General features: G+C 69.3%; 17 protein-coding genes. 15 read left to right on the forward strand and 2 right to left on the reverse strand.

Translation table 11 applies throughout. The features are described 5' to 3' along the window. Positions 1-75 precede the first annotated feature (75 nt). Positions 76-1,557, reverse strand: coding sequence for a cytosine permease (locus ACGFU7_RS19750; RefSeq protein ID WP_393697303.1), 1,482 nt, complete (start codon positions 1,555-1,557; stop codon positions 76-78). 127 nt (positions 1,558-1,684) lie between these two features. Here ACGFU7_RS19750 and ureA point away from each other — a divergent pair, with 127 nt between their 5' ends. The 6 genes from ureA to cimA all read left to right on the forward strand — a co-directional run bounded on the left by ureA (position 1,685) and on the right by cimA (position 9,082). After that, entirely contained in the window at positions 1,685-2,380 is a 696-nt protein-coding gene (gene ureA, locus ACGFU7_RS19755) for an urease subunit gamma (protein WP_393697304.1), read from the forward strand. Beyond that, a complete protein-coding gene (locus ACGFU7_RS19760; protein ID WP_393697305.1) occupies positions 2,380-4,062 on the forward strand; it encodes an urease subunit alpha in 1,683 nt (560 codons plus the stop codon). The genes ureA and ACGFU7_RS19760 overlap by 1 nt, the downstream gene beginning before the upstream one ends. Positions 4,063-4,089: 27 nt before the next feature. After that, positions 4,090-5,115, forward strand: a complete 1,026-nt coding sequence (locus tag ACGFU7_RS19765; RefSeq protein ID WP_393697306.1) for an agmatine/peptidylarginine deiminase — start codon at positions 4,090-4,092, stop codon at positions 5,113-5,115. Positions 5,116-5,172: 57 nt separating this feature from the next. Further along, positions 5,173-5,778: a TetR/AcrR family transcriptional regulator gene (locus tag ACGFU7_RS19770; RefSeq protein ID WP_393697307.1), complete on the forward strand. Its 606-nt coding sequence runs from the start codon at positions 5,173-5,175 to the stop codon at positions 5,776-5,778. 81 nt (positions 5,779-5,859) lie between these two features. Beyond that, complete coding sequence (locus tag ACGFU7_RS19775) at positions 5,860-7,194, forward strand: MFS transporter (protein ID WP_393697308.1); 1,335 nt, start codon at positions 5,860-5,862, stop codon at positions 7,192-7,194. A 280-nt stretch (positions 7,195-7,474) separates the two neighbouring features. Beyond that, positions 7,475-9,082, forward strand: coding sequence for a citramalate synthase (gene cimA, locus ACGFU7_RS19780; protein WP_393697309.1), 1,608 nt, complete (start codon positions 7,475-7,477; stop codon positions 9,080-9,082). 68 nt (positions 9,083-9,150) lie between these two features. Here the strand turns inward: cimA and ACGFU7_RS19785 are convergent, their stop codons facing one another. Then, positions 9,151-11,019, reverse strand: a complete 1,869-nt coding sequence (locus ACGFU7_RS19785) for a ricin-type beta-trefoil lectin domain protein (RefSeq protein WP_393697310.1) — start codon at positions 11,017-11,019, stop codon at positions 9,151-9,153. Between the two features lie 279 nt (positions 11,020-11,298). Here ACGFU7_RS19785 and ACGFU7_RS19790 point away from each other — a divergent pair, with 279 nt between their 5' ends. From ACGFU7_RS19790 to ACGFU7_RS19830, 9 genes are all read left to right on the forward strand, one after another. Next, positions 11,299-12,273 (forward strand): LacI family DNA-binding transcriptional regulator, encoded by a 975-nt coding sequence (locus ACGFU7_RS19790; RefSeq protein WP_393697311.1) that lies wholly within the window; start codon positions 11,299-11,301, stop codon positions 12,271-12,273. Positions 12,274-12,415: 142 nt separating this feature from the next. Next, positions 12,416-14,089 (forward strand): ABC transporter substrate-binding protein, encoded by a 1,674-nt coding sequence (locus tag ACGFU7_RS19795; RefSeq protein WP_393697312.1) that lies wholly within the window; start codon positions 12,416-12,418, stop codon positions 14,087-14,089. 20 nt (positions 14,090-14,109) lie between these two features. Continuing rightward, positions 14,110-15,156 (forward strand): ABC transporter ATP-binding protein, encoded by a 1,047-nt coding sequence (locus tag ACGFU7_RS19800; RefSeq protein ID WP_393697313.1) that lies wholly within the window; start codon positions 14,110-14,112, stop codon positions 15,154-15,156. Further along, positions 15,153-16,133, forward strand: coding sequence for an ABC transporter permease (locus tag ACGFU7_RS19805; protein ID WP_329160610.1), 981 nt, complete (start codon positions 15,153-15,155; stop codon positions 16,131-16,133). Before ACGFU7_RS19800 ends, ACGFU7_RS19805 begins: the two co-directional genes overlap by 4 nt. 3 nt (positions 16,134-16,136) lie before the next feature. Continuing rightward, complete coding sequence (locus tag ACGFU7_RS19810) at positions 16,137-17,111, forward strand: ABC transporter permease (RefSeq protein WP_393697314.1); 975 nt, start codon at positions 16,137-16,139, stop codon at positions 17,109-17,111. Then, positions 17,108-18,124, forward strand: a complete 1,017-nt coding sequence (locus tag ACGFU7_RS19815) for an ABC transporter ATP-binding protein (RefSeq protein ID WP_393697315.1) — start codon at positions 17,108-17,110, stop codon at positions 18,122-18,124. The genes ACGFU7_RS19810 and ACGFU7_RS19815 overlap by 4 nt, the downstream gene beginning before the upstream one ends. A 28-nt stretch (positions 18,125-18,152) precedes the next feature. Continuing rightward, on the forward strand, positions 18,153-19,571 hold the full coding sequence (locus ACGFU7_RS19820) for a GH1 family beta-glucosidase (protein WP_393697316.1): 1,419 nt from the start codon (positions 18,153-18,155) through the stop codon (positions 19,569-19,571). A gap of 37 nt (positions 19,572-19,608) precedes the next feature. Further along, on the forward strand, positions 19,609-22,698 hold the full coding sequence (locus ACGFU7_RS19825) for a glycoside hydrolase family 3 N-terminal domain-containing protein (protein WP_393697317.1): 3,090 nt from the start codon (positions 19,609-19,611) through the stop codon (positions 22,696-22,698). Between the two features lie 84 nt (positions 22,699-22,782). Continuing rightward, positions 22,783-24,156 (forward strand): hypothetical protein, encoded by a 1,374-nt coding sequence (locus tag ACGFU7_RS19830; RefSeq protein ID WP_393697318.1) that lies wholly within the window; start codon positions 22,783-22,785, stop codon positions 24,154-24,156. The last annotated feature ends 14 nt before the right edge of the window (positions 24,157-24,170 follow it).

Genomic DNA, 24,170 nt, shown 5'->3' on the forward strand with positions numbered 1-24,170 from the left:
TACGTCAGAAGTCCTCAATGCCACGGGAGCCGACCTCTCCTGCGGTTCCACGCTCGCCGGGCCCGGTGCGTTTCGCTACACCATGGACGTGACCGCCACGGGACCGCCGTCGGAGCCGTCCGCGGTGTCGGTGCCGGTGCCTTCGGGCTCGGCGCCCGGGGCGGAGCCGGCAGTGGACTTGTCGCCGCGCCACGTCAGGGCGGTGTACGTCACCCCGCCCGCCAGGCCCGAGAGGATGAAGCTGCAGTCCACCCCGCCCGTGAGGGCGAGCAGCGGGCCTTCGTAGACCGTGGTGGAGACCGCCGCGAGGCCGACCGCCGCGCCCACGGCCCAGGACACCGTGGCGCTGATGTTCCAGCCCGCCCGGTACCAGTAGATGCCGCCCTTGGCGCGTCGGTTGAAGACCTGCAGGGCGTCCGGGTCGTACTGGCCGCCGCAGCGTACGTACCCGATCAGCGAGATCACTGCCCAGGGGGTGCCGATGGCCGTCAGCAGCAGCACGAAGGACGTCATGGCGGACTGCACGGACCAGGCGAAGGAGCCGGCGAACACGAACACGGTCGCGACGGCGGCGGCGACCACGGTGGCCTTGGTGCGGGTGGCCTTCGGCAGGATCGCGTCCAGGTCGAGACCCATCGAGTACAGCATCAGGCCGGAGTTGCCGACGGACCCGGCCGAGGCCGCCAGAAGCAGCGGCACCAGATACCAGAAGGGCGCGGCGTCGACGAGCGGTTCCGCGTACTCCAGGCCGGCGCGGGCGGCGAGCGCGGTGTACGTACCGAACAGCTGCGGCACCAGCAGGCCGAGGAGAAGGCCGAGACAGGTGGCCCAGAACACCTTGCGGGAGCTGTGGCGGCGCGGCGAGATGTAGCGCGTGTAGTCACCGAGCAGCGTGATGAAGGCGACCGGGCCGCTCAGTCCGGCGGCGACGGCCGCGAGCAGCCAGGTGTGCCAGAAGGAGCCGAGCAGGTAGGGGGTGTCCGGGGGCGCGGCCGTGGTGAAGTCGCCGGAGTAGGCGACGACGCCGAGCAGCAGGAGGACGACCATGCCGATGGACAGCACCTTGCTGAGCCCCAGCAGCAGCCGGTAGCCGTAGACCGCGCCGACGACCGTGGCGCCCGCGAGCACGGTGTACATCAAGGCCCGGGAGGCTCCGCCGTCGGGCAGCCCGAACAGCCGGGACAGCGTGCCGGCCATCACGTCGCCGCCGATCCACAGCGTGAGCGCGGTGTACCCGAGGGAGAGCAGCAGGCCGACGACCGAGCCGACGAGCCGGCCGCGTACGCCGAACTGGGCGCCGCTGGACGTGGAGAGGTTGGTCGCCGTGCGCAGGGAGATCAGCGCGAGCGGGGCCGTGACCAGGACGCCGGCCAGCGTCCCGATGACGATCGAGGTCGCTGAGGGCCACAGCCCCAGTCCGAAGGACGGCGGCAGCCAGCCGAAGACGATGACGCCCAGGCAGAGATTGGAGCCGAGAAGGATCGACACGAGGTCGCGCGGCCCACTGGTGCGCTCGTCGTCCGGGATGGTGTCGACTCCGCGTTGTTCTATCGGCATGAGGCCGCCCCTGACGCTCGACTGTTTGAGTGCCGTTCAATGTGACGTAAGAAGGGGTGACCGTCAATACTTTCCAGTCATGGGAAGCCATGGTTAGAGTGGTGTTCTAATCTGGAGGTATGGTGACGTGCGACTGACCCCGACCGAGCGTGACCGGCTGCTGCTCTTCGGAGCTGCCGAACTGGCGCGGGCGCGCCGGGCGCGTGGGCTGAAGCTCAACGTGCCCGAAGCGACGGCGCTGATAGCGGACACCGTGTGCGAAGCGGCGCGCGACGGGCGGCGGCTCGCGGAGGCCATCGAGGCCGCGCGCAGTGTGCTGGGACCGGACGACGTCCTGCCCGGCGTGGCGGACGTGGTCACCGAGGTCCATGTGGAGGCCGTCTTCGACGACGGATCCCGGCTGGCCGTCGTGTCCGAGCCCATCGGCCACGGCGCCGGACTCCGGCTGGGGGACGGCGCGCCCGGCGCCGTACTGCCCGCACCGGCGCACGCCGAGCCCGAGCCCGCGCTGCGGCTGACCGTGCGCAACACCGCGACCGTCCCGGTCAGCGTCACCTCGCACTTCCACTTCTTCGAGGCCAACCCGCGGCTCGACTTCGACCGGGCCGCGGCGTACGGGATGCGGCTGTGCGTTCCCGCCGGATCGTCGGTCCGATTCGACCCGGGCGGCGAGGCCGAGGTCGGCCTGCTGCCGATCGGCGGTGCTCGCATCGCGATCGGTTTCGCGGGCCTGGTCGACGGCCCGCTGGACGCGCCCGGCGCGAAGGAAGAGGCTCTGCGACGTGCGGCGGCCTGCGGCTATCTCGGGGCGGAGGACGCCTGATGGACCCGTACGAATACGCATCGGTCCACGGACCGCGCGCCGGGGACCGGGTCGTCCTCGGCGACTCCGGCCTGGTGGTACGCGTCGAGTCGGACGCACAGCAGCACGGCGACGAGTTCCTGGCCGGATTCGGCAAGACCGCGCGCGACGGACTGCACCTCAAGGCCGCGGCCGTACGCGACACCTGTGACGTCGTCATCAGCAATGTGCTGGTCATCGACGCGGTCCAGGGCATCCGGAAGGTCTCCATCGGCATCCGCGAAGGCCGGATCTGCTCGATCGGACGGGCCGGGAACCCGGACACGCTCGACGGCGTCGACGTCGTCGTCGGTACGGGCACCTCGATCGTGTCCGGCGAAGGCATGATCGCGACGGCCGGCGCCGTCGACACCCATGTCCATCTGCTCTCGCCGCGCATCATGGAGGCCTCGCTCGCCTCCGGCGTCACCACCGTCATCGGCCAGGAGTTCGGCCCGGTGTGGGGCGTCGGCGTCAACTCGCCGTGGGCGCTGCGCCATGCCTTCAACGCCTTCGACGCCTGGCCGGTCAACATCGGCTTCCTGGCGCGTGGTTCCTCCTCCGACGACGCGCCCCTGGTGGAGGCGCTCGCCGAGGGCGGGGCGTCCGGCTTCAAGGTGCACGAGGACATGGGCGCGCACACCCGCGCACTCGACACCGCCCTGCGGGTCGCCGAGGAGCACGACGTACAGGTCGCCCTGCACAGCGACGGGCTGAACGAATGCCTGTCCGTCGAGGACACCCTGCGCGTCCTGGACGGCCGGACGATCCACGCCTTCCACATCGAGGGCTGCGGCGGCGGACACGTACCGAACGTGCTCAAGATGGCGGGCGTCCCGAACGTCATCGGCTCCTCCACCAACCCGACCCTGCCGTTCGGCAGGGACGCGGTGGCCGAGCACTACGGGATGATCGTCTCCGTACACGACCTCAAGACCGACCTGCCCGGTGACGCCGCCATGGCTCGGGACCGGATCAGGGCCGGGACGATGGGCGCGGAGGACGTGCTGCACGACCTCGGCGCGATCGGCATCACCTCGTCGGACGCACAGGGGATGGGGCGCGCGGGCGAGACCGTACGCCGCACCTTCGCGATGGCCGGGAAGATGAAGGCCGAGCTGGGCCCGATGGAGGGCGACGGCCCGCACGACGACAACGCCCGGGTGCTGCGCTACATGGCGAAGCTGACGATCAACCCGGCCATCGCGCACGGTCTCGCGCACGAGATCGGCTCGATCGAGGTGGGCAAGCTCGCCGACATCGTGCTGTGGAAGCCGCAGTTCTTCGGGGCCAAGCCGCAGCTCGTACTGAAGTCGGGCTTCCCGGCGTGGGGAGTGACGGGCGACCCCAACGCCGCGACCGACACCTGTGAACCGCTGGTCCTGGGGCCGCTGTTCGGGGGGCACGGCGCGACCCCCGCGGACATCTCGGTGGCCTTCGTGGCGAAGGCGGCGACCGAGCTGGGCTCCGACCTGATGCCGACGCGACGCCGCAGGGTGGCCGTACGCGGCACTCGCGGGATCGGGCCGGTGGACCTCCGCCTCAACTCCCGTATCGGCGATGTGGCAGTGGACGGGCGCAGCGGCCTGGTCACGCTGGACGGTGCCCCGGTGCGCTCCGAGCCCGCCGACTCGATCTCTCTCAACCGCCTCTACTTCCTGTAAAAGCACAGCCTTTAGGAGTCCGACGACATGACGTTCCGTATGCCGCCCGAGTGGGCCCCGCACGAGCGCACCTGGATGGCCTGGCCGGGCCCCAACGTCACCTTCTCCGGCGACGACCTCGCCGAGTCCCGCCAGGCATGGGCGGCGGTGGCCCGGGCCGTACGCCGCTTCGAGCCGGTCACCATGGTCGTCGGGCCCGGACAGGCGGAGGACGCCCGCGGCCTCCTCGGCCCGGACATCGAGCTGGTCGAGCGCGAGCTGGACGACGCCTGGATGCGCGACATCGGCCCGACCTTCGTCACCGACGGCACTCAACTGGCCGCCGTGGACTGGGTGTTCAACGGCTGGGGCGCACAGGACTGGGCCACCTGGGAACACGACGCGAAGATCGCCCGCCATGTCGCGGACCTCGCCGGGGTCTGTGTGCACAGCTCCCCCCTCGTCAACGAGGGCGGCGGCATCCACGTCGACGGCGAAGGCACCGTCCTGCTCACCGAGACCGTGCAGCTCGGCCCCGAGCGCAACCCGGACTGGACCAAGGAGCTGGTCGAGGCCGAGATCCACGCCAAACTCGGCACCACGAAGGCGATCTGGTTGCGGCGCGGCCTGACGGGCGACTACCCGCCGCACGGCTTCGGCACCCTCGGCCATGTCGATATCGTCGCCGCCTTCGCCGGACCCGGTGTGGTCGTCGTCCACACCCAGCCGGATCCGTCCCACCCGGACCACGAGCTCTGCAGGGAGAACGTGGAGATGCTGAGGGCCCAGACCGACGCGCAGGGCCGCACCCTGGAGGTCATCGAGGTCCCGGCCCCGACCGTGGTGCAGGACGAGGACGGTCAGTGGGTCGACTACTCGTACATCAACCACTACGTCTGCAACGGCGGCGTGGTGCTGTGCGCCTTCGACGATCCCCGCGACGAGAACGCAGCGGGCATCTTCCGCCGCCTCTACCCCGGCCGTACGGTCACGCCGGTCGACGCCCGCACGATCTTCGCGGGCGGGGGCGGCATCCACTGCATCACTCAGCAGCAGCCTGCTGTAGGTGACTGAGCGGCGGATCCGGTAGAACGTACGGGTGAACGAGATGCTCTACGCGGCGGCCGCAGCATGACCCCGCCCCCCGCCCGGCGGCGCAATACGGCGCCGCCCCGTGAGTCCCTGCTCGCTGCCGCCATGGCCACCATCGCCGAGCGCGGGCTCGACGGGCTGACCATGGCGGGGCTCGGGCGCGAGGTCGGGATGAGCAGCGGGCACCTTCTGTACTACTTCCGGACCAAGGACGAGCTCCTGCTGCAGACCCTGGAGTGGAGCGAGGGGCGCCTCGGCGCCGAACGCAGTGCCCTGCTCTCCCAGCAGGCGCCCGCCGCCGAGCGGCTCGACCACTATGTGGATCTGTACGTCCCCGAAGGGCCGCGCGACCCCCACTGGACGCTCTGGCTGGAGGTCTGGAACCGCTCGCAGAACGCCGACGCCGACGCGCGCGGGCGGCAGGCCGCCATCGAGGGGGCCTGGCACCGGGACCTGGTGGCGCTGCTCGCCGAGGGCATCTCGCGCGGGGAATTCCGCGCCGTGGACCCGGACCGGTTCGCCGCCCGTTTGCGCGCCCTGCTCGACGGCTTCAGCGTCCATGTCGCCGTCGGTATACCGGGTACCGGCCGTGAGCAAGTCCTTTCCCACGTAAGGGAGTTCCTTCAGAGCTCGCTGCTTCCCTGAACGCAACGCACGCAAGTACTCCCGATCGTTGCCCGCTACACCCTTGTTACATTTTCGTTTCCTGGGGCACGGTGACGGACCATGGGACGAGAGCAGTGGAAGAAAATCTGGGTCGGCTCCGCCGGCAACATGGTCGAGTGGTTCGACTGGTTCGTGTACGCGACCTTCGCCGTCTACTTCGCGGATTCGTTCTTCCCCGAAGGCAATGAGACCGCCAACCTCATGAACACCATGGGCATCTTCGCCGTCGGCTTCTTCATGAGGCCGGTCGGTGGCTGGATGCTCGGCCGGATCGGTGACCGCAAAGGACGCAAGGCCGCGCTCACCCTCACCGTCACCCTCATGTCGGCCTCCGCGGTCCTCATCGCCATCGCGCCGACGTACGACGTCGCGGGATACGGCGGTGTCGCCGTCCTCCTGGCGGCCCGGCTGCTCCAGGGCCTCAGCGTCGGGGGCGAGTACGCCGCCAGCGCCACCTATCTGACCGAGGCGTCCGCACCCCACCGGCGCGGCTTCGCCTCCAGCTTCCAGTACGTGTCCATGACCGCGGGACAGCTCATCGGCCTCGGCCTCCAGATCATCCTGCAGCGCAACATGTCCGACGCGGCCCTGCACAGCTGGGGCTGGCGCATCCCGTTCATCGTCGGTGCCCTCGGTGCCGCGATCGTCTTCTATCTGCGCCGCTCGATGCTGGAGACCGAGGTGTACGCGGAGTCCGGCGCCGCCGAGCAGGAGGACCGCGGCACGCTGAAGGCGCTGTGGAAGCACAGGCGCGAGGCGTTCCTGGTGATGGCGCTGACCATGGGCGGGACCGTCGCGTACTACACGTACACGACCTATCTCACCAAGTTCCTCTCCAAGAGCGCCGGTATGGAGAAGTCCACCGCCTCGCTCGTCAGCTTCTGCGCCCTGTTCGTCTTCATGTGCATCCAGCCGCTGGCCGGAATGCTCTCCGACCGGATCGGCCGCCGCCCGATGCTGATCACCTTCGCCGTCGGCTCCACCTTCCTGACCGTGCCGATCATGACGATGCTCAAGCACGCGGGCACGTTCTGGCCCGCGTTCGGCCTGGCGCTCCTCGCCCTGGTCGTCGTCACCGGGTACACCTCGATCAACGCCTGTGTGAAGGCCGAGCTCTTCCCGACCGGCATCCGCGCCCTGGGCGTGGCCCTCCCGTACGCCATCGCCAACGCGCTCTTCGGCGGCACCGCCGAATACGTGGCGCTCTGGTTCAAGAAGGCGGGTGTCGAGTCCGGCTTCTACTGGTACGTGGCCGGCTGCGCCGCGGTCTCCCTGGTCGTCTACCTGACCATGCGCGAGACCCGCGACATCGACCTGGGACGGATCGGCGCCCGCGAGTCCGAGCAGGAGCGGCCGGAGCGGTCCGGAGCGACGAGCGTCACGCCCGCATCCTGAGACGGGACACGGCACGGAGGCGGCCCTGTGCAAGACTGCCTTCGTGCCCTCGTTCGTCATGATTATTGGCAACAGGCGCGCCGGTCCGCAGTGACCGTCCCGTACCACCACGTGCGGCACGGCCACCGTGCCCCAGACCCGCGCGCAGACCTCTCGCACCCGCGAGGGGTTTTTTCGTTTTCCGGCCCTCACCTCGGCCGGGGCGAGGCGCGCGCGGGATGATGGGGGCAAGTGGAGCCAGATCGTCCGGATCCACTCATCCGACAGGAGTCAGACCAGCATGACCACCAAGGCCAAGGCCACCGACGACAGTTTCCATGTCTTCGACACCACACTGCGCGACGGGGCCCAGCGTGAAGGCATCAACCTGACGGTCGCGGACAAGCTGACCATTGCGCGGCACCTGGACAACTTCGGCGTGGGCTTCATCGAGGGCGGCTGGCCCGGCGCCAACCCCCGCGACACCGAGTTCTTCGCCCGTGCCCAGCAGGAGATCGAGTTCAAGAACGCCGAGCTGGTCGCCTTCGGCGCGACCCGCAGGGCCGGTGGTAAGGCCGCCGAGGACCCCCAGGTCAAGGCGCTGCTGGCATCCGGTGCCCCCGTGATCACGCTGGTCGCCAAGTCCCACGACCGCCATGTGGAACTCGCCCTGCGCACCACCCTCGAAGAGAACCTGGAGATGGTCCGCGACACCGTCTCCTTCCTCCGCGAGCAGGGCCGCCGGGTCTTCGTGGACTGCGAGCACTTCTTCGACGGCTACCGCGCCAACCCCGAGTACGCCAAGGCTGTCGTCCGCGTCGCCTCCGAGGCCGGCGCCGATGTCGTCATCCTCTGCGACACCAACGGCGGCATGCTTCCCGCCCAGGTCCAGGCCGTCGTCGCCACCGTTCTCGCCGACACCGGCGCCCGGCTCGGCATCCACGCCCAGGACGACACCGGCTGCGCCGTCGCCAACACCCTCGCCGCCGTCGACGCGGGCGCCACCCACGTCCAGTGCACCGCCAACGGCTACGGCGAGCGGGTCGGCAACGCCAACCTCTTCCCCGTCGTCGCCGCCCTGGAACTCAAGTACGGCAAGACCGTCCTGCCCGAGGGCGCACTCGCCGACATGACCCGTGTCTCGCACGCGATCGCCGAGGTCGTCAATCTGACGCCCTCCACCCATCAGCCCTATGTGGGTGTTTCGGCCTTCGCCCACAAGGCCGGGCTCCACGCCTCCGCGATCAAGGTCGACCCCGACCTGTACCAGCACATCGACCCCGCGCTGGTCGGCAACACCATGCGGATGCTGGTCTCCGACATGGCGGGCCGCGCCTCCATCGAGCTCAAGGGCAAGGAGCTCGGCATCGACCTCGGCGACGACCGCGAACTCGTCGGCCGGGTCGTCGAGCGCGTCAAGGAGCGTGAGCTCAGGGGCTACACGTACGAGGCCGCCGACGCCTCCTTCGAACTGCTGCTGCGCGCCGAGGCCGAGGGCCGGGTACGCCGCTACTTCCGCACCGAGTCCTGGCGCGCCATCGTCGAGGACCGCCCCGACGGCACGCACGCCAACGAGGCGACCGTGAAGCTCTGGGCCAAGGGCGAGCGCATCGTCGCCACCGCCGAGGGCAACGGCCCGGTCAACGCACTCGACCGGGCGCTGCGCGTCGCGCTGGAGCGGATCTACCCGCAGCTCGCCAAGCTGGAACTGGTCGACTACAAGGTCCGCATCCTCGAAGGCCGCACCGGTACCGAGTCCACCACCCGAGTCCTCATCACCACGGGCGACGGCACCGGCGACTGGGCGACGGTCGGCGTCGCGGAGAACGTCATCGCGGCGTCCTGGCAGGCGCTGGAGGACGCCTACACGTACGGGTTGCTGCGGGCCGGGGTCGAGCCGACGGAGTAGTCGCCCCGGTCCGGGGCGGGCCCACGAAGCAGTCTCCGCGGGCCCGCCCTCCGGACAGATCCGCCCTGTTACTGGAGATGCCACTTCTGGTTGGCCGCTCCCGTGCACGTCCAGATCTGGGCGCGGGCCCCGTTCGCCGCCGACTGGTCGGTGATGTCCAGACACTTGTCGGCGGCCGTGTTGACGACGTCACCCGTCGAGGCGTTGTACGTCCAGCGCTGCGCCGCCGAACCGTTGCAGGTGTACAGCTGGACCTTCGCTCCATCGGCCGTCGACGCGGACGTCACGTCCAGGCAGGAGCCCAGCGCCTGGACGGAACCGTCCGTGCCGACCGTCCAGCGCTGCGCCGCCGAGCCGTTGCAGTCATAGAGCTGGACGGCCGCCCCGTCGGCGCCGCTGCCGCCCGCGACGTCCAGGCACTTGCCCGCAAGGCCCGAGAAGACACCTGAGGTACCACCGGAACCGGACTGTGTTCCCGACCAGGTGAAGGTCGCCGAGGTGCGGCCCGGAAGCGAGTAAGTGAACTTCTGGCCACCCCAGTTGACCGTGATCTGCTGCGCCGACGTGGAGCCGTTGTACGCGATCAGCGCCTTGGATCCGTCCGGGTTGCGCCAGGCCACATTGGGCACGGTGGAGCTGGCCGTCGAGGAGATCCGGGCGGCGCCGGGACGTACGAACTTCGTCAGATGGCCCATCGTGTAGTACTCGATGTTGTAGTCGACCTGGCCGCTCCTGCTGTCCCCGTTGTGCACGGTTATCAGGCCGTCGCAGGTGCCGCAGCCGCCGTTGTGCGGGCCGCGGTTCTGGTCCACGGCGAGGGACCACTTGGTCACCGACTTCGCCCAGTTGCGGGTGTAGTCGATGATGTTGAGCATGTCCTCGCGCTGCTGGTCGGCGATCCAGGTGCCGCCGGAGTGCTCGGTCTGGAAGGCGTCCATCGACGGGTACTGGTTGTGCACCGCGGTCTGCTTGGCGACGTCACCGCCGTAGCCGTGCCACGCGACCCCGCCGAAGTTGGGGTGGTTGCGCACGGCCGGGTCGTCCACGGTGGCCGCCGCGTACGCGTCGTAGGTGTCCCAGTTCCAGTCGTGGGCCAGGACCTTGGTCGCGAGCCCCGCCGACTGGAGCTTCGGCAGCAGCTCGCTCTTGGTGAAGTACGCGAGCCCCGAGCCGTTCCAGCTCATCGACGGATAGCCGGAACAGCAGGTCGGCTCGTTCTGCGCGGTGACGTAGTCGACCGGGACGCCCTGGTCGCGGTAGGCCTGGAGGTACTTCACGAAGTAGTCGGCGTAGGTGCCGTAGTTCTCCGCCTTCAGCCAGCCGCCGTTCAGCTGGCCGCTGTCCTTCATCCAGGCCGGGGCCGTCCACGGCGAAGCCATTGTCGTCAGCGCCGGGTTGAGCTGCTTGGCCTGTTCGGTGAGCGGGAGCACGTCCTCCAGATCGTGTGCGATCGAGAAGCCGGCGAGCGTGGGGTCGCTCTGGCCGGCCGGTACGTCGTCGTAGGTGTAGCCGTACCTCGCCAGGTCCGAGCCGCCCATCGGATTGCGTACGAAAGAGAGCCCGATGCCGTCGGTGGGGGAGAACAACTTCCTCATCGTGGCGTCGCGGGTCGCCTGGGTGAGCGCCCCGCTGCTCTTCATCAGGTACGCGGCCGTGTCCGTGAACGAGGCGCCGCCGCCCGTGAAGGTCTGGTAGCGGGTGCTCTCGTCGACCGTGATGTTCGTACCGCTGCCGCCGTTCCCGGCGCCGAAGGCGACCGGGGCCTGGGCTTCGAGACCGCGCGTGACATGGCGGCCGCCGGAGTCGTCCGTCGTGGTCAGCGCGATGTTCACGGTCTCGCCGGCGGCCTGGGCCGTACCGGACGAGAGCCCGGTGAGACCGGCCGTGGCGAGCACGGCGGCGAGCAGAGCTCGGGCCGCTCTTCCTGATCTGATCATGGGCTGTTGCCTTCCTCGGCAGGGGCGTGGGGGAGTTGCCGTCGATCGAGGCGTGAGTGAACTGCTCTTACGTGGCCACGTCAAGAGGATGTGCGTTCAGAACCTGAACACACAACGTGGCCTGCCTGCACGAGAGATGGGTACGGACCAATGTCGACGTGAAGTATTGACGGCACTGTTCCAGCGGGGTTAACTCACGCCGCAACGCCGGTACCGGTTCCGGAACCGGTTGCGGTACCGGTTCCAGCTCCCTGTCATGCCTTGTCCTGGAGGCCCCCGATGCGTGTCACCATCGCCGATGTCGCCCGCGAGGCCGGCGTCAGCAAGACGACCGTGTCCCGGGTCATCAACACCAAGGGCGAAGTGGACGGTTCCACGGCCGCCCGTGTTCGTGAAGTGATCGCACAGCTCGGCTACGTGCCCAGCTCGGGCGCCGTCGGACTGGCCCGCGGCAGCAGCCGTACGGTCGGCATGCTGGTGCCCTCGCTGACCTGGCCGTGGATGGGCGAAGTGCTCCAGGGCGTTGTCGACACCGTCGAGGCCGCCGACTACGGGCTGCTGCTCTTCACCTGCAACCGTGGCGCCGAGTCCGTGCAGCGCTTCACCAGCCAGGTGTCGGCGCGCGCCTTCGACGGGCTCGTCGTGGTCGAACCCGAGAACACCCTCGACCACCTCACCGCACTGCACCGCGACGGTCTGCCGATCGTCCTGATCGACGACCGCGGCCACCACCCCGAATTTCCCTCCGTCGTGACCACCAACCGCGAAGGAGGCGCGTCCGCCGCCCGCCATCTGCTGGCCGCCGGACGCACCAGACCCCTGGTCATCACCGGCCCCCAGAACTTCGGCTGCGTACGCGACCGGCTGGACGGATTCCGTACGGTCCTGCCCACCGATCTCGTCGTCCACGGGGACTTCACCGAACGCAGCGGCCGGCTGGCCGTGGAGCAGATCCTGGCGTCCGGCGCCGAGCTCGACTCGGTCTTCGCACACAACGACATCAGCGCGGCGGGCGTGCTGCGGGCGTTGCGTGCGGCCGGGCGGTCCGTGCCGGACGACATCGCCGTGGTCGGCTTCGACGACATCCCGATGGCCGAGCACACCGAACCGCCGCTGACCACCGTGCGCCAGCCCACCCGGCAGATGGGTGAGACGGCCGCACGGATGCTGCTGTCCCACCTCGGCGGCACGGCCGTACCCGATGCACCGGTCGTGCTGCCCACCGAACTGGTCGTGCGCCACTCGGCGCCGTAGCGGTCCGGCCGGCTCCCCGGCCGTGCTGCACCCCGCACCACCTCCCGCACCACCCGCACCGCCCCGTACCGCCTGTACCCGGCGCGCCGAGCGCTGCCCACCTTCCGGATCTCTCAGACCCGCAGTCCCTCATGGAGTCGCCATGTCCGCACGACGTCACGCCACGCTGAGAGCGCTCTCGCTCGCCACCGCCGTGGTCGCGCTCGCCGCCGGTTGCTCGTCCGCCAACTCGGGTGCCAACAAAGGGAGCGGCGCCTCCGGCGTGCTGACCCTGGGCAAGCCCGACGGACCGCAGACCAACAACAGCAACCCGTTCCTGAACACCTCGGCGGGCGCCACGCTCGGCTACCGCTACATGATCTACGAGCCGCTGGCGATGACGAACCAGATCAAGCCCGCGGACAAGGCCGCGCCGTGGCTGGCGACCGACTGGACGTGGGAGAACAACTTCACCAAGGTCACCTTCAGCCTCGACCCCAAGGCGAAGTGGGCCGACGGCAAGCCGCTGACCGCCGATGACGTCGCCTACACGTTCAACCTGCTGAAGACGCACTCGGCGCTCAACTGGAACGGCATCCCCTTCGACGGAGTGGCCGTCGAGGGCAAGAAGGTCGTCCTGACCTTCAAGAACTCCCAGTACGTCAACCAGAACAAGATCATCCAGACCTTCATCGTGCCCAAGCACATCTGGGAAGGCGTCAAGGACCCGGAGACCTGGCCCAACCGGAACCCGATCGGCTCCGGCCCGTACAAGCTCAAGACGTTCACCCCGCAGACCACCACGCTGACCGCCACGCCCACGTACTGGAAGGGCGCGACGAAGGTCAAGGAGCTGCGGTACAGCGCGTACAACGACAACAGCGCGGCGACCACGGCGCTGGCGAGCGGCAAGCTCGAGTGGTCGTTCGTCTTCATGCCGAACTACAAGCAGCTGTTCATCAACAAGGACCCCAAGAACCACAAGCTGTGGTTCCCGTCGGGCCTCGGCATCCACGGACTGTGGTTCAACACCGCCCGCAAGCCGTTCGACAACCCGGCGCTGCGCAAGGCCATGGCGATGGTCGTCGACCGCAAGGCGATCTACACCCAGGCCGAGGCGACGCTCTACCCGGAGATCACCAACCCGACCGGCATCCCGCTGCCCGCCGGTGACTCGTTCCTGGCGCCCGAGTACAAGAGCGCCACGACCGCACCCGATGTGGCCGGCGCCAAGAAGATCCTCGACGACGCCGGGTTCAAGCTCTCCGGCGGCGTGCTCAAGGACCCGAGCGGCAAGCCGGTCAAGCTCACCTTCACCGACCCGGCCGGCTGGAACGACTACATCACCGGACTCTCCATCATCAAGGACAACATCAAGCAGCTCGGTATCGAGGCGAAGGTCAAGACGCAGACCGCCGAGGCCTGGGGCGCGGACGTCGCCAACGGCAACTTCGACGCCACCCTGCACTGGACCAACAGCGGTGCGACCCCGTACGACATGTACCAGAACATCATGGACGGCGCGATCCTCCAGCCCATCGGCAAGGCCTCCCAGACAGGCAACTTCGGCCGTTTCAAGAGCCCCGAGGCGACCCAGGCGCTCAAGGACTTCGCCAACGCCACCGAGGAGGCCACCCGCACCGCGGCCATGAACAAGCTCCAGAAGATCATGGTCGAGCAGGCGCCGATGATTCCGACGGCCGCCGCCCCCATCGGAGCCGAGTACTCCACGAAGAACTGGGTGGGCTGGCCCACCGAGGCCGACCCGTACGCCCCGCCGCAGCACACCCAGCCCTCCGTGCTGCAGATCGTGCTGAAGCTCAAGCCCTCCAAGTAGTACGGGGAAACGGACCGGCCATGACCACCACCATCGATCAGACCGACGACATCGTGCTCGAAGCACGCGGAGTCACCAAGCACTTCCCCGTCCGCCGCACCGGCCGTGATCTCGTCGCACGCCGTCGCCGCACCGTCCACGCCGTCGACGACGTCTCGCTGCAACTGCGGCGCTCCACCGTCACGGCCCTGGTGGGGGAGTCGGGCTCCGGTAAATCCACCGTCGCCCGGCTGCTCGCCCAGCTGTATCCGCTCACCGACGGCGAGATCCAGCTGGAGGGCAAGGCGGTGAAGGCAGGCCGTGGCCGGTCCTTCCGCAGTTACGTCCGACAGGTCCAGCTGATCTTCCAGGACCCGTTCGCCTCGCTCAACCCGGTGCACACCGTGCGCTACCACCTCACCCGGTCACTGAAGATCCACGGGCGGGAGGCGACCGGGACCGAACTCGCCGCGCTGCTGGAGCGGGTGCAGCTCACCCCTGCCGCGCAGTACCTCGACAAGTTCCCGCACGAGCTTTCCGGCGGTCAGCGCCAGCGCGTCGCCATCGCCCGTGCGCTCGGTGCCGACCCGAAGGTCCTCCTGGCCGACGAGCCCGTCTCGATGCTCGACGTCTCCATCCGGCTCGGCGTCCTCAACCTCCTGCGCGACCTCAAGGAACGCCTCCATCTGGCGATCCTCTACATCACCCACGACATCGCGTCCGCCCGGTACTTCGCGGACACCACTCTCGTGATGTACGCGGGCCGGATCGTCGAGGGCGGCGACAGCGAGACCGTCACCCAACGCCCCGCCCACCCCTATACGCAGCTGCTCATCGCCTCGGCGCCCGACCCGGACCGGGTGGTCGCCGAGGAGGAACAGGAGGAGACCGGCAGTGGCGAACCGCCCTCGCTGATCGCCCCGCCGGCCGGCTGCCGGTTCCACCCGCGCTGCCCGAAGGCGATGGAGCGCTGCCGCACCGAACTGCCGCCGCGCTTCGACCTGGCGGACGGCCAGTGGGCGGCCTGCTGGCTGTACGCGGAAGCCGCGGAAGCCGCCGACGACCACCAGAAGGAGGCTGCGAAGTGAAGTATCTGCTGCAACGGCTCGCCTTTTATCTGGTCACCGCGTGGGCCGCGATCACCATCAACTTCCTGATCCCGCGCCTGATGCCCGGGGACCCGGTCCAGGCGCTCCTCTCCCGCTTCCAGGGCCAGCTGGACACCAGCGCGATCGACTCGCTCACGGCGCTCTTCGGTCTCGACAAACACATGTCGCTCTGGGAGCAGTACACCGACTACTGGTCGCATTTGCTCGACGGCGACCTCGGGCTGTCCTTCACCTTCTTTCCGACGCCGGTCAGCGAGGTGATCAGTCAGTCGCTGCCGTGGACGCTGGCGCTCGTCGGCGTCACCACCCTGATCAGCTTCGCGCTCGGCACCGGCATCGGCGTCTTCACCGGCTGGCGGCGCGGCTCCTGGATGGACAGCCTGCTGCCCGTCACCACGTTCATCTCCGCCATTCCGTACTTCTGGCTGGGACTCATCGCCATCGCGCTGTTCGCCGTGAAGTGGCCGCTCTTCCCGGCCTCGGGCGGATACGACAACGCCCTGGTGCCGGCCTTCGACTGGCCGTTCGTCTCCAGCGCGCTCTACCACGCCGCGCTGCCGGGCCTGACGATCGTGCTCAGCGCAATGGCCGGCTGGATCCTGGGCATGCGGAACATGATGGTGACGGTGTCCAGCGAGGACTACGTCATGGTCGCCCAGGCCAAGGGGCTCTCCGAGCGCCGGGTGATGTTCGGATACGCGGCACGCAACGCGATCCTGCCCAACATCTCCGGCTTCGCCCTCTCCCTGGGCTTCATCGTCGGCGGCACGCTGCTGGTGGAGATGGTCTTCTCCTACCCGGGCATCGGCTACCAGCTCTTCCAGGGTGTGGCTGCCAAGGACTACCCCCTGATGCAGGGCATCTTCCTGATCATCACGCTCTCCGTCCTCGCGGCGAATCTCCTCGCCGACGTGATCTACATGGTCCTCGACCCCCGTACCCGAAGGGAGGCCTAGGACATGGCCGTCACCGCTGCAGAGGTCGCCGTACTCGACGCGACCGAGACCCCGGCGCCCAGTAAGCGCAGATTCCGCTTCCTGCGCGGCCGCAAGACCGTCGTCGGGCTAGGGATCCTGCTCTTCTTCGTCGTGATCGCCGTCATCGGGCCGTGGATCGCTCCGTACGACCCGGACACCATGAGCAACGAGCTGCTCCAACCGCCTTCCGGCGCACACTGGTTCGGCACCACACAGACCGGACAGGACGTGCTCTCGCAGATCCTCGTCGGCACCCGCGGCGTCCTGGTCGTCGGTTTCGTCGCCGGCATCTTCGCGACGATCCTGTCCGTACTGATCGGCGTCAGCGCCGGCTTCCTCGGCGGCACCGCAGACGAGCTGCTCTCGGTGCTCTCCAACGTCTTCCTGGTCATTCCGGGGCTGCCGCTGATCATCATCATCGCCAGTCTCGTCTCCGACACGGGCGACCTCCTGATCGCCACCGTCATCGCCCTCACCTCGTGGGCCTGGGGCGCGCGTGTCCTGCGCGCCCAGACGCTGTCGCTGCGCCGCAGGGACTACGTCGAAGCGGCCCGCGCCACCGGCGAGTCGACCTGGCGGATCATCCTCTTCGAAGTCCTGCCGAACCTGACGGCCGTCATCGCGTCCGGTTTCGTCGGCACGGTGATCTTCGCGATCCTGTCCGAGATCACCCTCGCCTTCATCGGCGTCGCCGACATCTCCAACTGGAACTGGGGGACCGTCCTGTTCTGGGCGCAGTCCAACCAGGCGCTGGCACAGGGCGCGTGGTGGTGGTTTGTTCCGGCCGGGCTCTGCATCGCCCTGCTCGGCATGTCGCTCGCCCTGATCAACTTCGGCATCGACGAGTTCGTCAACCCCCGGCTGCGCACGGAGACCGGCGCATCCAGGAAGGTCCGGATGCGGGTCGGCTTCACCCCCGTGGCACGCGGTACGCACGACAAGGAGACCCGCTCATGAGCAGCGAGCCCGTCCTCACCATCCGCGGTCTGAACGTGGACTACGGGACCGGCGACGCCGCCGTGCACGCGCTGCGCGACATCGACCTCACCCTCCACCGGGGCGAAGTCCTGGGCCTGGCAGGCGAGTCCGGGTCCGGCAAGTCGACGCTGGCATACGCCGTCACCCGGCTGCTCTCGCCGCCCGGGGTGATCACCGGCGGCGAGGTCCACTACCACCGGCGCGACGGCGAGGCGCTCGACCTGCTGGCCCTGTCGGCCCCCGAGCTCCGCGCCTTCCGCTGGCAGGAACTGTCGATCGTCTTCCAGGGAGCGATGAACTCGCTCAACCCGGTGCACACGGTCCACAGCCAGCTCACCGACGTGCTCCAGGCGCACCGACCGGAGATGAACCGGGCCGAACGCACCGCACGTGCGAAGGAGCTGCTGTCGCTGGTCGGCATCTCCGCGGACCGCCTCTCCGCCTACCCGCACCAGCTCTCCGGCGGCATGCGCCAGCGGGTGATGATCGCGATGGCCCTTGCGCTGGAGCCCGAGATCGTCATCATGGACGAGCCCACGACGGCCCTGGACGTCGTCATGCAGCGCCAGATCCTGCGCCAGCTGGTCAAGCTCCGCGAGGAACTGGGCTTCTCGGTCGTCTTCATCACGCACGACATCTCGCTGCTGATCGAGTTCTCGGACCGGATCGCGATCATGTACGGCGGCCGGATCGTCGAGGAGGCCGGTGCCTCCGACATCTACCAGGACCCCCGCCACCCCTACAGCGAAGGCCTGCTGCACTCCTTCCCCGCTCTGCACGGCCCCCGCCGCGAACTCACCGGCATCCCCGGCTCGCCCCCGCATCTGTCGGCGATGCCGGCCGGCTGCGCCTTCCACCCCCGCTGCGGCAAGGCACTCGAGCCGTGCGCCACCCACGTGCCGGTGCTCGACCGGCCGGAAGGGGACGGCTCCCGCACGGTGGCCTGCTGGCTGCATCAGCCGGCCCCGGCCACCGTCGCCCCCCGCCCGTAGCGACCCCACAGCACACCACAGGAGAACCATGAACCTCGTCATCCCCCAGGGATACGCTCGCGAGATCGCCGCCGAGCCCGTTACCGGTCTGCCCGCCGACTTCCGCTGGGGCGTTGCCACCGCCGCCTACCAGATCGAGGGAGCGGCCGCCGAGGACGGCAGAACCCCGTCGATCTGGGACACGTACTGCAGGGTGCCGGGCATGGTCGTCCGCGGCGAGAACGGCGATGTGGCCTGCGACCACTACCACCGGATGCCCGAGGACGTGCAGCTGATCACCGACCTGGGCGTCGACACGTACCGCTTCTCGCTCGCCTGGCCGCGCATCCAGCCCGGCGGGCGCGGCCCGGCCAACGCCAAGGGCCTCGACTTCTACAAGCGGCTGATCGATGAGCTGGAGTCCAAGGGCATCACCCCCTGGATCACTCTCTACCACTGGGATCTGCCGCAGGAGCTGGAGGACGCGGGCGGCTGGCCGGCCCGCGACACCGCCTACCGCTTCGCCGAGTACGCCGCCCTCGCGTACGACGCGCTCGGTGACCGGGTGAAGCACTGGACGACGCTGAACGAGCCCTGGTGCTCGGCCATGCTCGGTTACGCGTACGGCAACCAGGCTCCCGGCCGGAAGAACTTCGGCGACGCGATCAAGGCCGTCCACCATCTGCTCTTCGGCCATGGCCTCGCCTCGCAGCACATCCGCGAGGCGGCCGCCGCCCGCGGCAACGAGCTCGAACTCGGCATCACGCTCAACCTCGGCACCGCCACCCCCGAGACCGACAGCCACGAGGACGCCGAGGCCTGCCGCCGCGCCGACGGGCTCGGCCGCCGCCTCTACCTGGACCCGCTCGTCAAGGGTGCCTACCCCGAGGACGTCATCGCCGACCTCGCCCTGCAGAACGTCGAACTCCCGGTCCAGGAAGGTGACTTGAAGGTCATCTCCACTCCGATCGACATCCTCGGCGTCAACTTCTACCGCGGCACGCTCTTCTCCGGCGTCACGGAGGAGGGCTCCCCGGTGGGCGCCGACGGTCTGCCCGTCACCCGTGGCGTGGAGCGCGACCTGCCACGCACCGCCATGGACTGGGAGATCACCCCCACCGCCCTCACGGACCTGCTGGTGCGCCTGGACAAGGAGTACGGCGTCCCGACGGTCATCACCGAGAACGGTGCCGCGTTCGACGACTCCGTCTCCGAGGACGGACAGATCCACGACGCCGACCGCACCACCTATCTCGCCGACCACATCGCCGCCGTGGCCGCGGCCCGCGCCCAAGGGGCGGATGTCCGGGGCTACTTCGCCTGGTCGCTGATGGACAACTTCGAGTGGTCCTACGGCTACGACAAGCGGTTCGGCATCGTCCGCGTCGACTACGACACGCAGGAGCGGACGCTCAAGGACAGCGCCAAGTGGTACCGCGACACGATCCGCCACACCCGCGGTGCCTAGCCGCAAGCCATAGCCGCAGCAGTACGAAGGAGCCGCAATGCCACCCCGCGCACGTCATCGAGCAAGACCCGCAACAGCCGCACTCGCCGCCGTCACCGTCCTCGCCGGACTTCTCGCCGGAGCCGTCCCCAGCGCCGCTGCCGATGCCGCGGCCGACGACCCGGCGCCCGTGGCCATCGACCGGTTCGAGGGCGAGGTCCCGTTCGCCAATCAGCCCGCCGAAGGCATCTTCACCTGGGGCGGCGACTCCGACGACCCGCCCACCCTGGCCCTGAAGGACCGCGCGGACGCCCCCGAGGGCGCCAAGGCCCTCGAAGGCACGTACAACATCAGCGGTTACGGCGGCCTCAGCCATGACTTCGCCGCCGACCAGCCGGCCCACGACTGGTCGGCCCACAAGGGCATCCGCTTCTGGTGGTACGGCCAGAACACCGCACCCCTGCCGCCCGGTTCGGGCAAGAGGATCAACTTCGAGATCAAGGACGGCGGCGCCAACGGCGAGGCGTCCGAGCTGTGGACGACGTCCTTCACCGACGACTGGGAGGGCTGGCACCAGGTCGAGATCCCGTTCACCGACTTCACGTACCGCACCGACTACCAGCCCGTCGGCGGCATCGACCAGGTCCTCGGCCTCGACCAGATGTGGGGCTACGCCCTCACGCTGCCGACCGGCGCCCCCGGCTCGTTCGCCATGGACGGCATGGAGCTGTACGGGAAGGCCGACGCCGCCCTGAAGGCGAGCGTCGTCACGGACGCGGCCGTCCACACGGTCAAGGAGGGCGGCACCGCCGACATCGATGTCTCCGTGGCCACCACGGGCTCCGTACCGATCGAGGAACCTGTCACCGTCGCGTACGAGACCAAGGGCGGCAGCGCCGAGTCCGGCAAGGACTACGCGCCGGTCACCGGTACGTACACCTTCCCGGCGGGCACCGCGTCCGGGACCTCGCACCGGATCTCCGTCGCCACGAAGAAGGACGGCGCCGCCGAGTCCGCCGAGACGATCCCGCTCGAACTCACCGTCACCGGCGCCAAGGCACCCAAGGAGAACCCGCAGGTCGTCATCGACGCCCACGGGCTGCCGTACCTCGACCCGAAGCTCCCGGTGAAGAAGCGCGTCGCCGACCTCCTCTCCCGGATGTCGCCCGCCGAGAAGGCCGGCCAGATGACCCAGGCCGAACGCAACGCGCTCAAGTCGCAGGGTGACATCGCCACGTACGACCTCGGTTCGCTGCTCTCCGGCGGCGGCTCCGTCCCCACGCCCAACACCCCCGAGGCCTGGGCGAAGATGGTCGACGGCTACCAACTCCGGGCGCAGGGAACGCGGTTCCAGATCCCGCTGATCTACGGTGTGGACGCGGTGCACGGGCACAACAACGTCATCGGCTCGACGATCATGCCGCACAACATCGGCATCGGCGCCGGCCGCGACCCGAAGCTCGCCGAGAAGACCGGCGCGGTCACCGCGAGCGAGGTCCGCGCCACCGGCATCCCGTGGGACTTCGCGCCCTGCCTCTGTGTGACCCGCGACGAGCGCTGGGGCCGCTCCTACGAGTCGTACGGCGAGGACCCGGCGCTCGTCGAGTCCATGGAAACGGTCATCCAGGGCATGCAGGGCGCCGCGTCCGGCAAGGACCTGGACCGTAACGACAAGGTGCTGGCCACCGCCAAGCACTATGTCGGCGACGGGGGAACGGAGTTCGGCTCCTCCACCACCGGTTCGTACACCATCGACCAGGGCGTCACCAAGGTCACCCGTCAGGAGCTCGAAGCCGTCCACCTCGCTCCGTTCGGCGAGGCCGTCAAGCGCGGTATCGGCACCGTCATGCCGTCGTACTCCTCGCTCGACATCCTCGGCGACGACAAGGGCCCGGTGAAGATGCACGCCGACGCCGAGATGATCAACGGCGTGCTCAAGGACCGGATGGGCTTCGAGGGCTTCGTCATCAGCGACTGGCAGGCCATCGACCAGATTCCCGGCGACTACGCGAGCGACGTCCGTACGTCGGTCAACGCCGGACTGGACATGATCATGGTGCCGACCGCGTACCAGGACTTCACGAAGACGCTCCAGGACGAGGTCACCGCCGGCCGGATCGGCCAGGCCCGGATCGACGACGCGGTCTCCCGCATCCTGACCCAGAAGTTCCGTCTCGGCCTCTTCGAGAAGCCGTACGCGGACACGGCCGACATCGACCAGGTCGGCTCGGCCGAACACCGCGCCGTGGCCCGCGAGGCCGCCGCCAAGTCTCAGGTGCTGCTGAAGAACGACGGTGCGGTGCTGCCGCTGAAGCCCTCCCAGAAGGTGTACGTCGCCGGATCCAATGCCGATGACCTCGGCAACCAGGCCGGTGGCTGGACCGTCAGCTGGCAGGGTTCGTCGGGCAGGATCACCACGGGTACGACGATCCTGGAGGCCATGAAGAAGGACGCCACGGGCGCCGCCTCGGTCACCTACTCCAAGGACGCCTCGGCATCCACGGACGGCTACGACGTCGGTGTCGTGGTCGTCGGCGAGACCCCGTACGCCGAAGGCATCGGTGACGTCGGCAACGGCAACGACCTGGAGCTGACTGCCGCCGACAAGGCCGCGATCGACAAGGTCTGCGCCGCGATGAAGTGCGCGGTCCTCGTCGTCTCGGGCCGCCCGCAGCTCATCGGTGACCGGCTCGGCGACATCGACGCACTGGTGGCCTCCTGGCTGCCGGGCACCGAGGGCGACGGCGTGGCCGATGTGCTGTACGGGAAGCGCGCCTTCACCGGACAGCTGCCGGTCACCTGGCCGAAGTCCGGGTCGCAGCTGCCGATCAACGTGGGCGACGCGGCATACGACCCGCAGTTCCCGTACGGCTGGGGACTGACCACCCTGCGAAAGCCCCCGGCGGGCGGCGAGCTGACCCTCACCGCACTCGCCGTCGCCGCGCAGATCGCGGAGAAGGCCCACCTCGGGAAGACAGCGGGAGGCAAGGCGATCGTCGACCAGGCCCGGCTGCTGGTCCAGCAGAAGACCGGCGGGAAACTGACCGCCGCGGTGTCCAAGCCGTTCGCGGACGCGGACCATCTGCTGCTCACCGGCGATCTGACCGGTGCGGTGGCGAAGCTGAAGGAGGCGTACCGGGCCTCGTAGTCCCGTCGACAGGCAGCCGACCCAGGTGGGTGGTGGCGCACAAGCCGCCCGGCACAAGCCGCCCACCTGGGTTAGCTTCGGAGTATGCGGAACAGGCTGTTCCCGACCTTGTTGGCCGGCCTGCTGCTGATTCTGTCGGTGGCCGTGCTCGCCATGGCACCGGCTGCGCCCACAGTGGTCGGTGCATCCACCGTCAATGATGTCGCGCAGGCGCTGCGCAAGAGCCCGGTGTATGTCGACCCGGCCGCCGCCGACCAGCTCTCCCAGGGCCAGGCGGCCGCCCTGACGAAGAAGATCAAGGACGCCGACAAGCCCGTGTTCGTGGCGGTACTGCCGCGTACCCCGGCGTTCCCCGAACAGAACCTGCTCACCACCCTGCGCACCGACACCGGCATCACCGGCGTCTACGCGGTCCGCCTCGGCAACGGGTTCAGCGCGGGCGCCGACCCCCGGGTGATGTCCACCCGAGCGGTCCAGAACCTCACCGCCGCCGTGAAGACACCCGGCACGGACACCGACGCCGCGACCCAGCTGAACGCCTTCGTCGACCGGGCCGTCGAACAGGCCCGGGGCCACGCACCCTCCACCTGGGGCGGCTCCTTTGCGGACAGCGGATCGTCGTCCACCGTCGGACTGATCACGGTCGGCGCGATCCTGGTGCTGGGCGGCGGCACAGCCTACACGATCTTCCGGCGCAACCGGAAGCGCAAGGAGGCCGAGGAGCGGGCCGCACTCGACAAGCTCCGGGTCGTCGTGGACGAGGACATCACCGCCTACGGCGAAACCCTTGACCGGCTCGACTTCCACCCCGCCGAGCCGGGCGCCGACGACGGCATGCGCGCGGACTACGAGCGGGCGCTCGACTCCTACGAGAGTGCGAAATCCCGTATGTCCAAGGCCCAGCACCCGTCCGACGTGCGAGGGGTCACCCAGGCTCTGGAGGACGGCCGGTTCTCCCTGGCGGTCCTGGAGGCCCGCCGGGCCGGCGGTGAACCGCCCGTGCGCCGCCCGCCGTGCTTCTTCGACCCGCGCCACGGCCCTTCGGTCGCCGACGTCCGGTGGCTCCCGTCCGGCGGTACGGCCCGCGAGGTCCCGGTCTGCGCGGCGGACGAGATCCGGCTGCGCGAGGGCGAGGAGCCGCTGAGCCGCACCGTCGACACGGGCGACGGCCGCCGCCGCCCCTACTGGGAGGCGGGCCCGGCGTACGGCCCCTGGGCGGGCGGCTACTTCGGCGGCGGTCTGCTCCCCGGCCTGCTGGTCGGCACGTTGCTCGGCTCGGCGCTGTCGAGCCCGGCGTACGCGGCGGAGTACGGCGGCGGCGACTTCGGCTCCGGCGGTGACTGGAGCGGCGGGGACTTCTCCGGCTCCGACTTCGACTCGTCGGGCTTCGACGGCGGAGGTTTCGGTGGCGGCGGCGACCTCGGAGGGGGCGGCGGCTTCGACGGAGGCGGGTTCTGAGCCGCTGACCGGCG

Source organism: Streptomyces sp. NPDC048473, assembly GCF_043200155.1.
Lineage (GTDB): Bacteria > Actinomycetota > Actinomycetes > Streptomycetales > Streptomycetaceae > Streptomyces.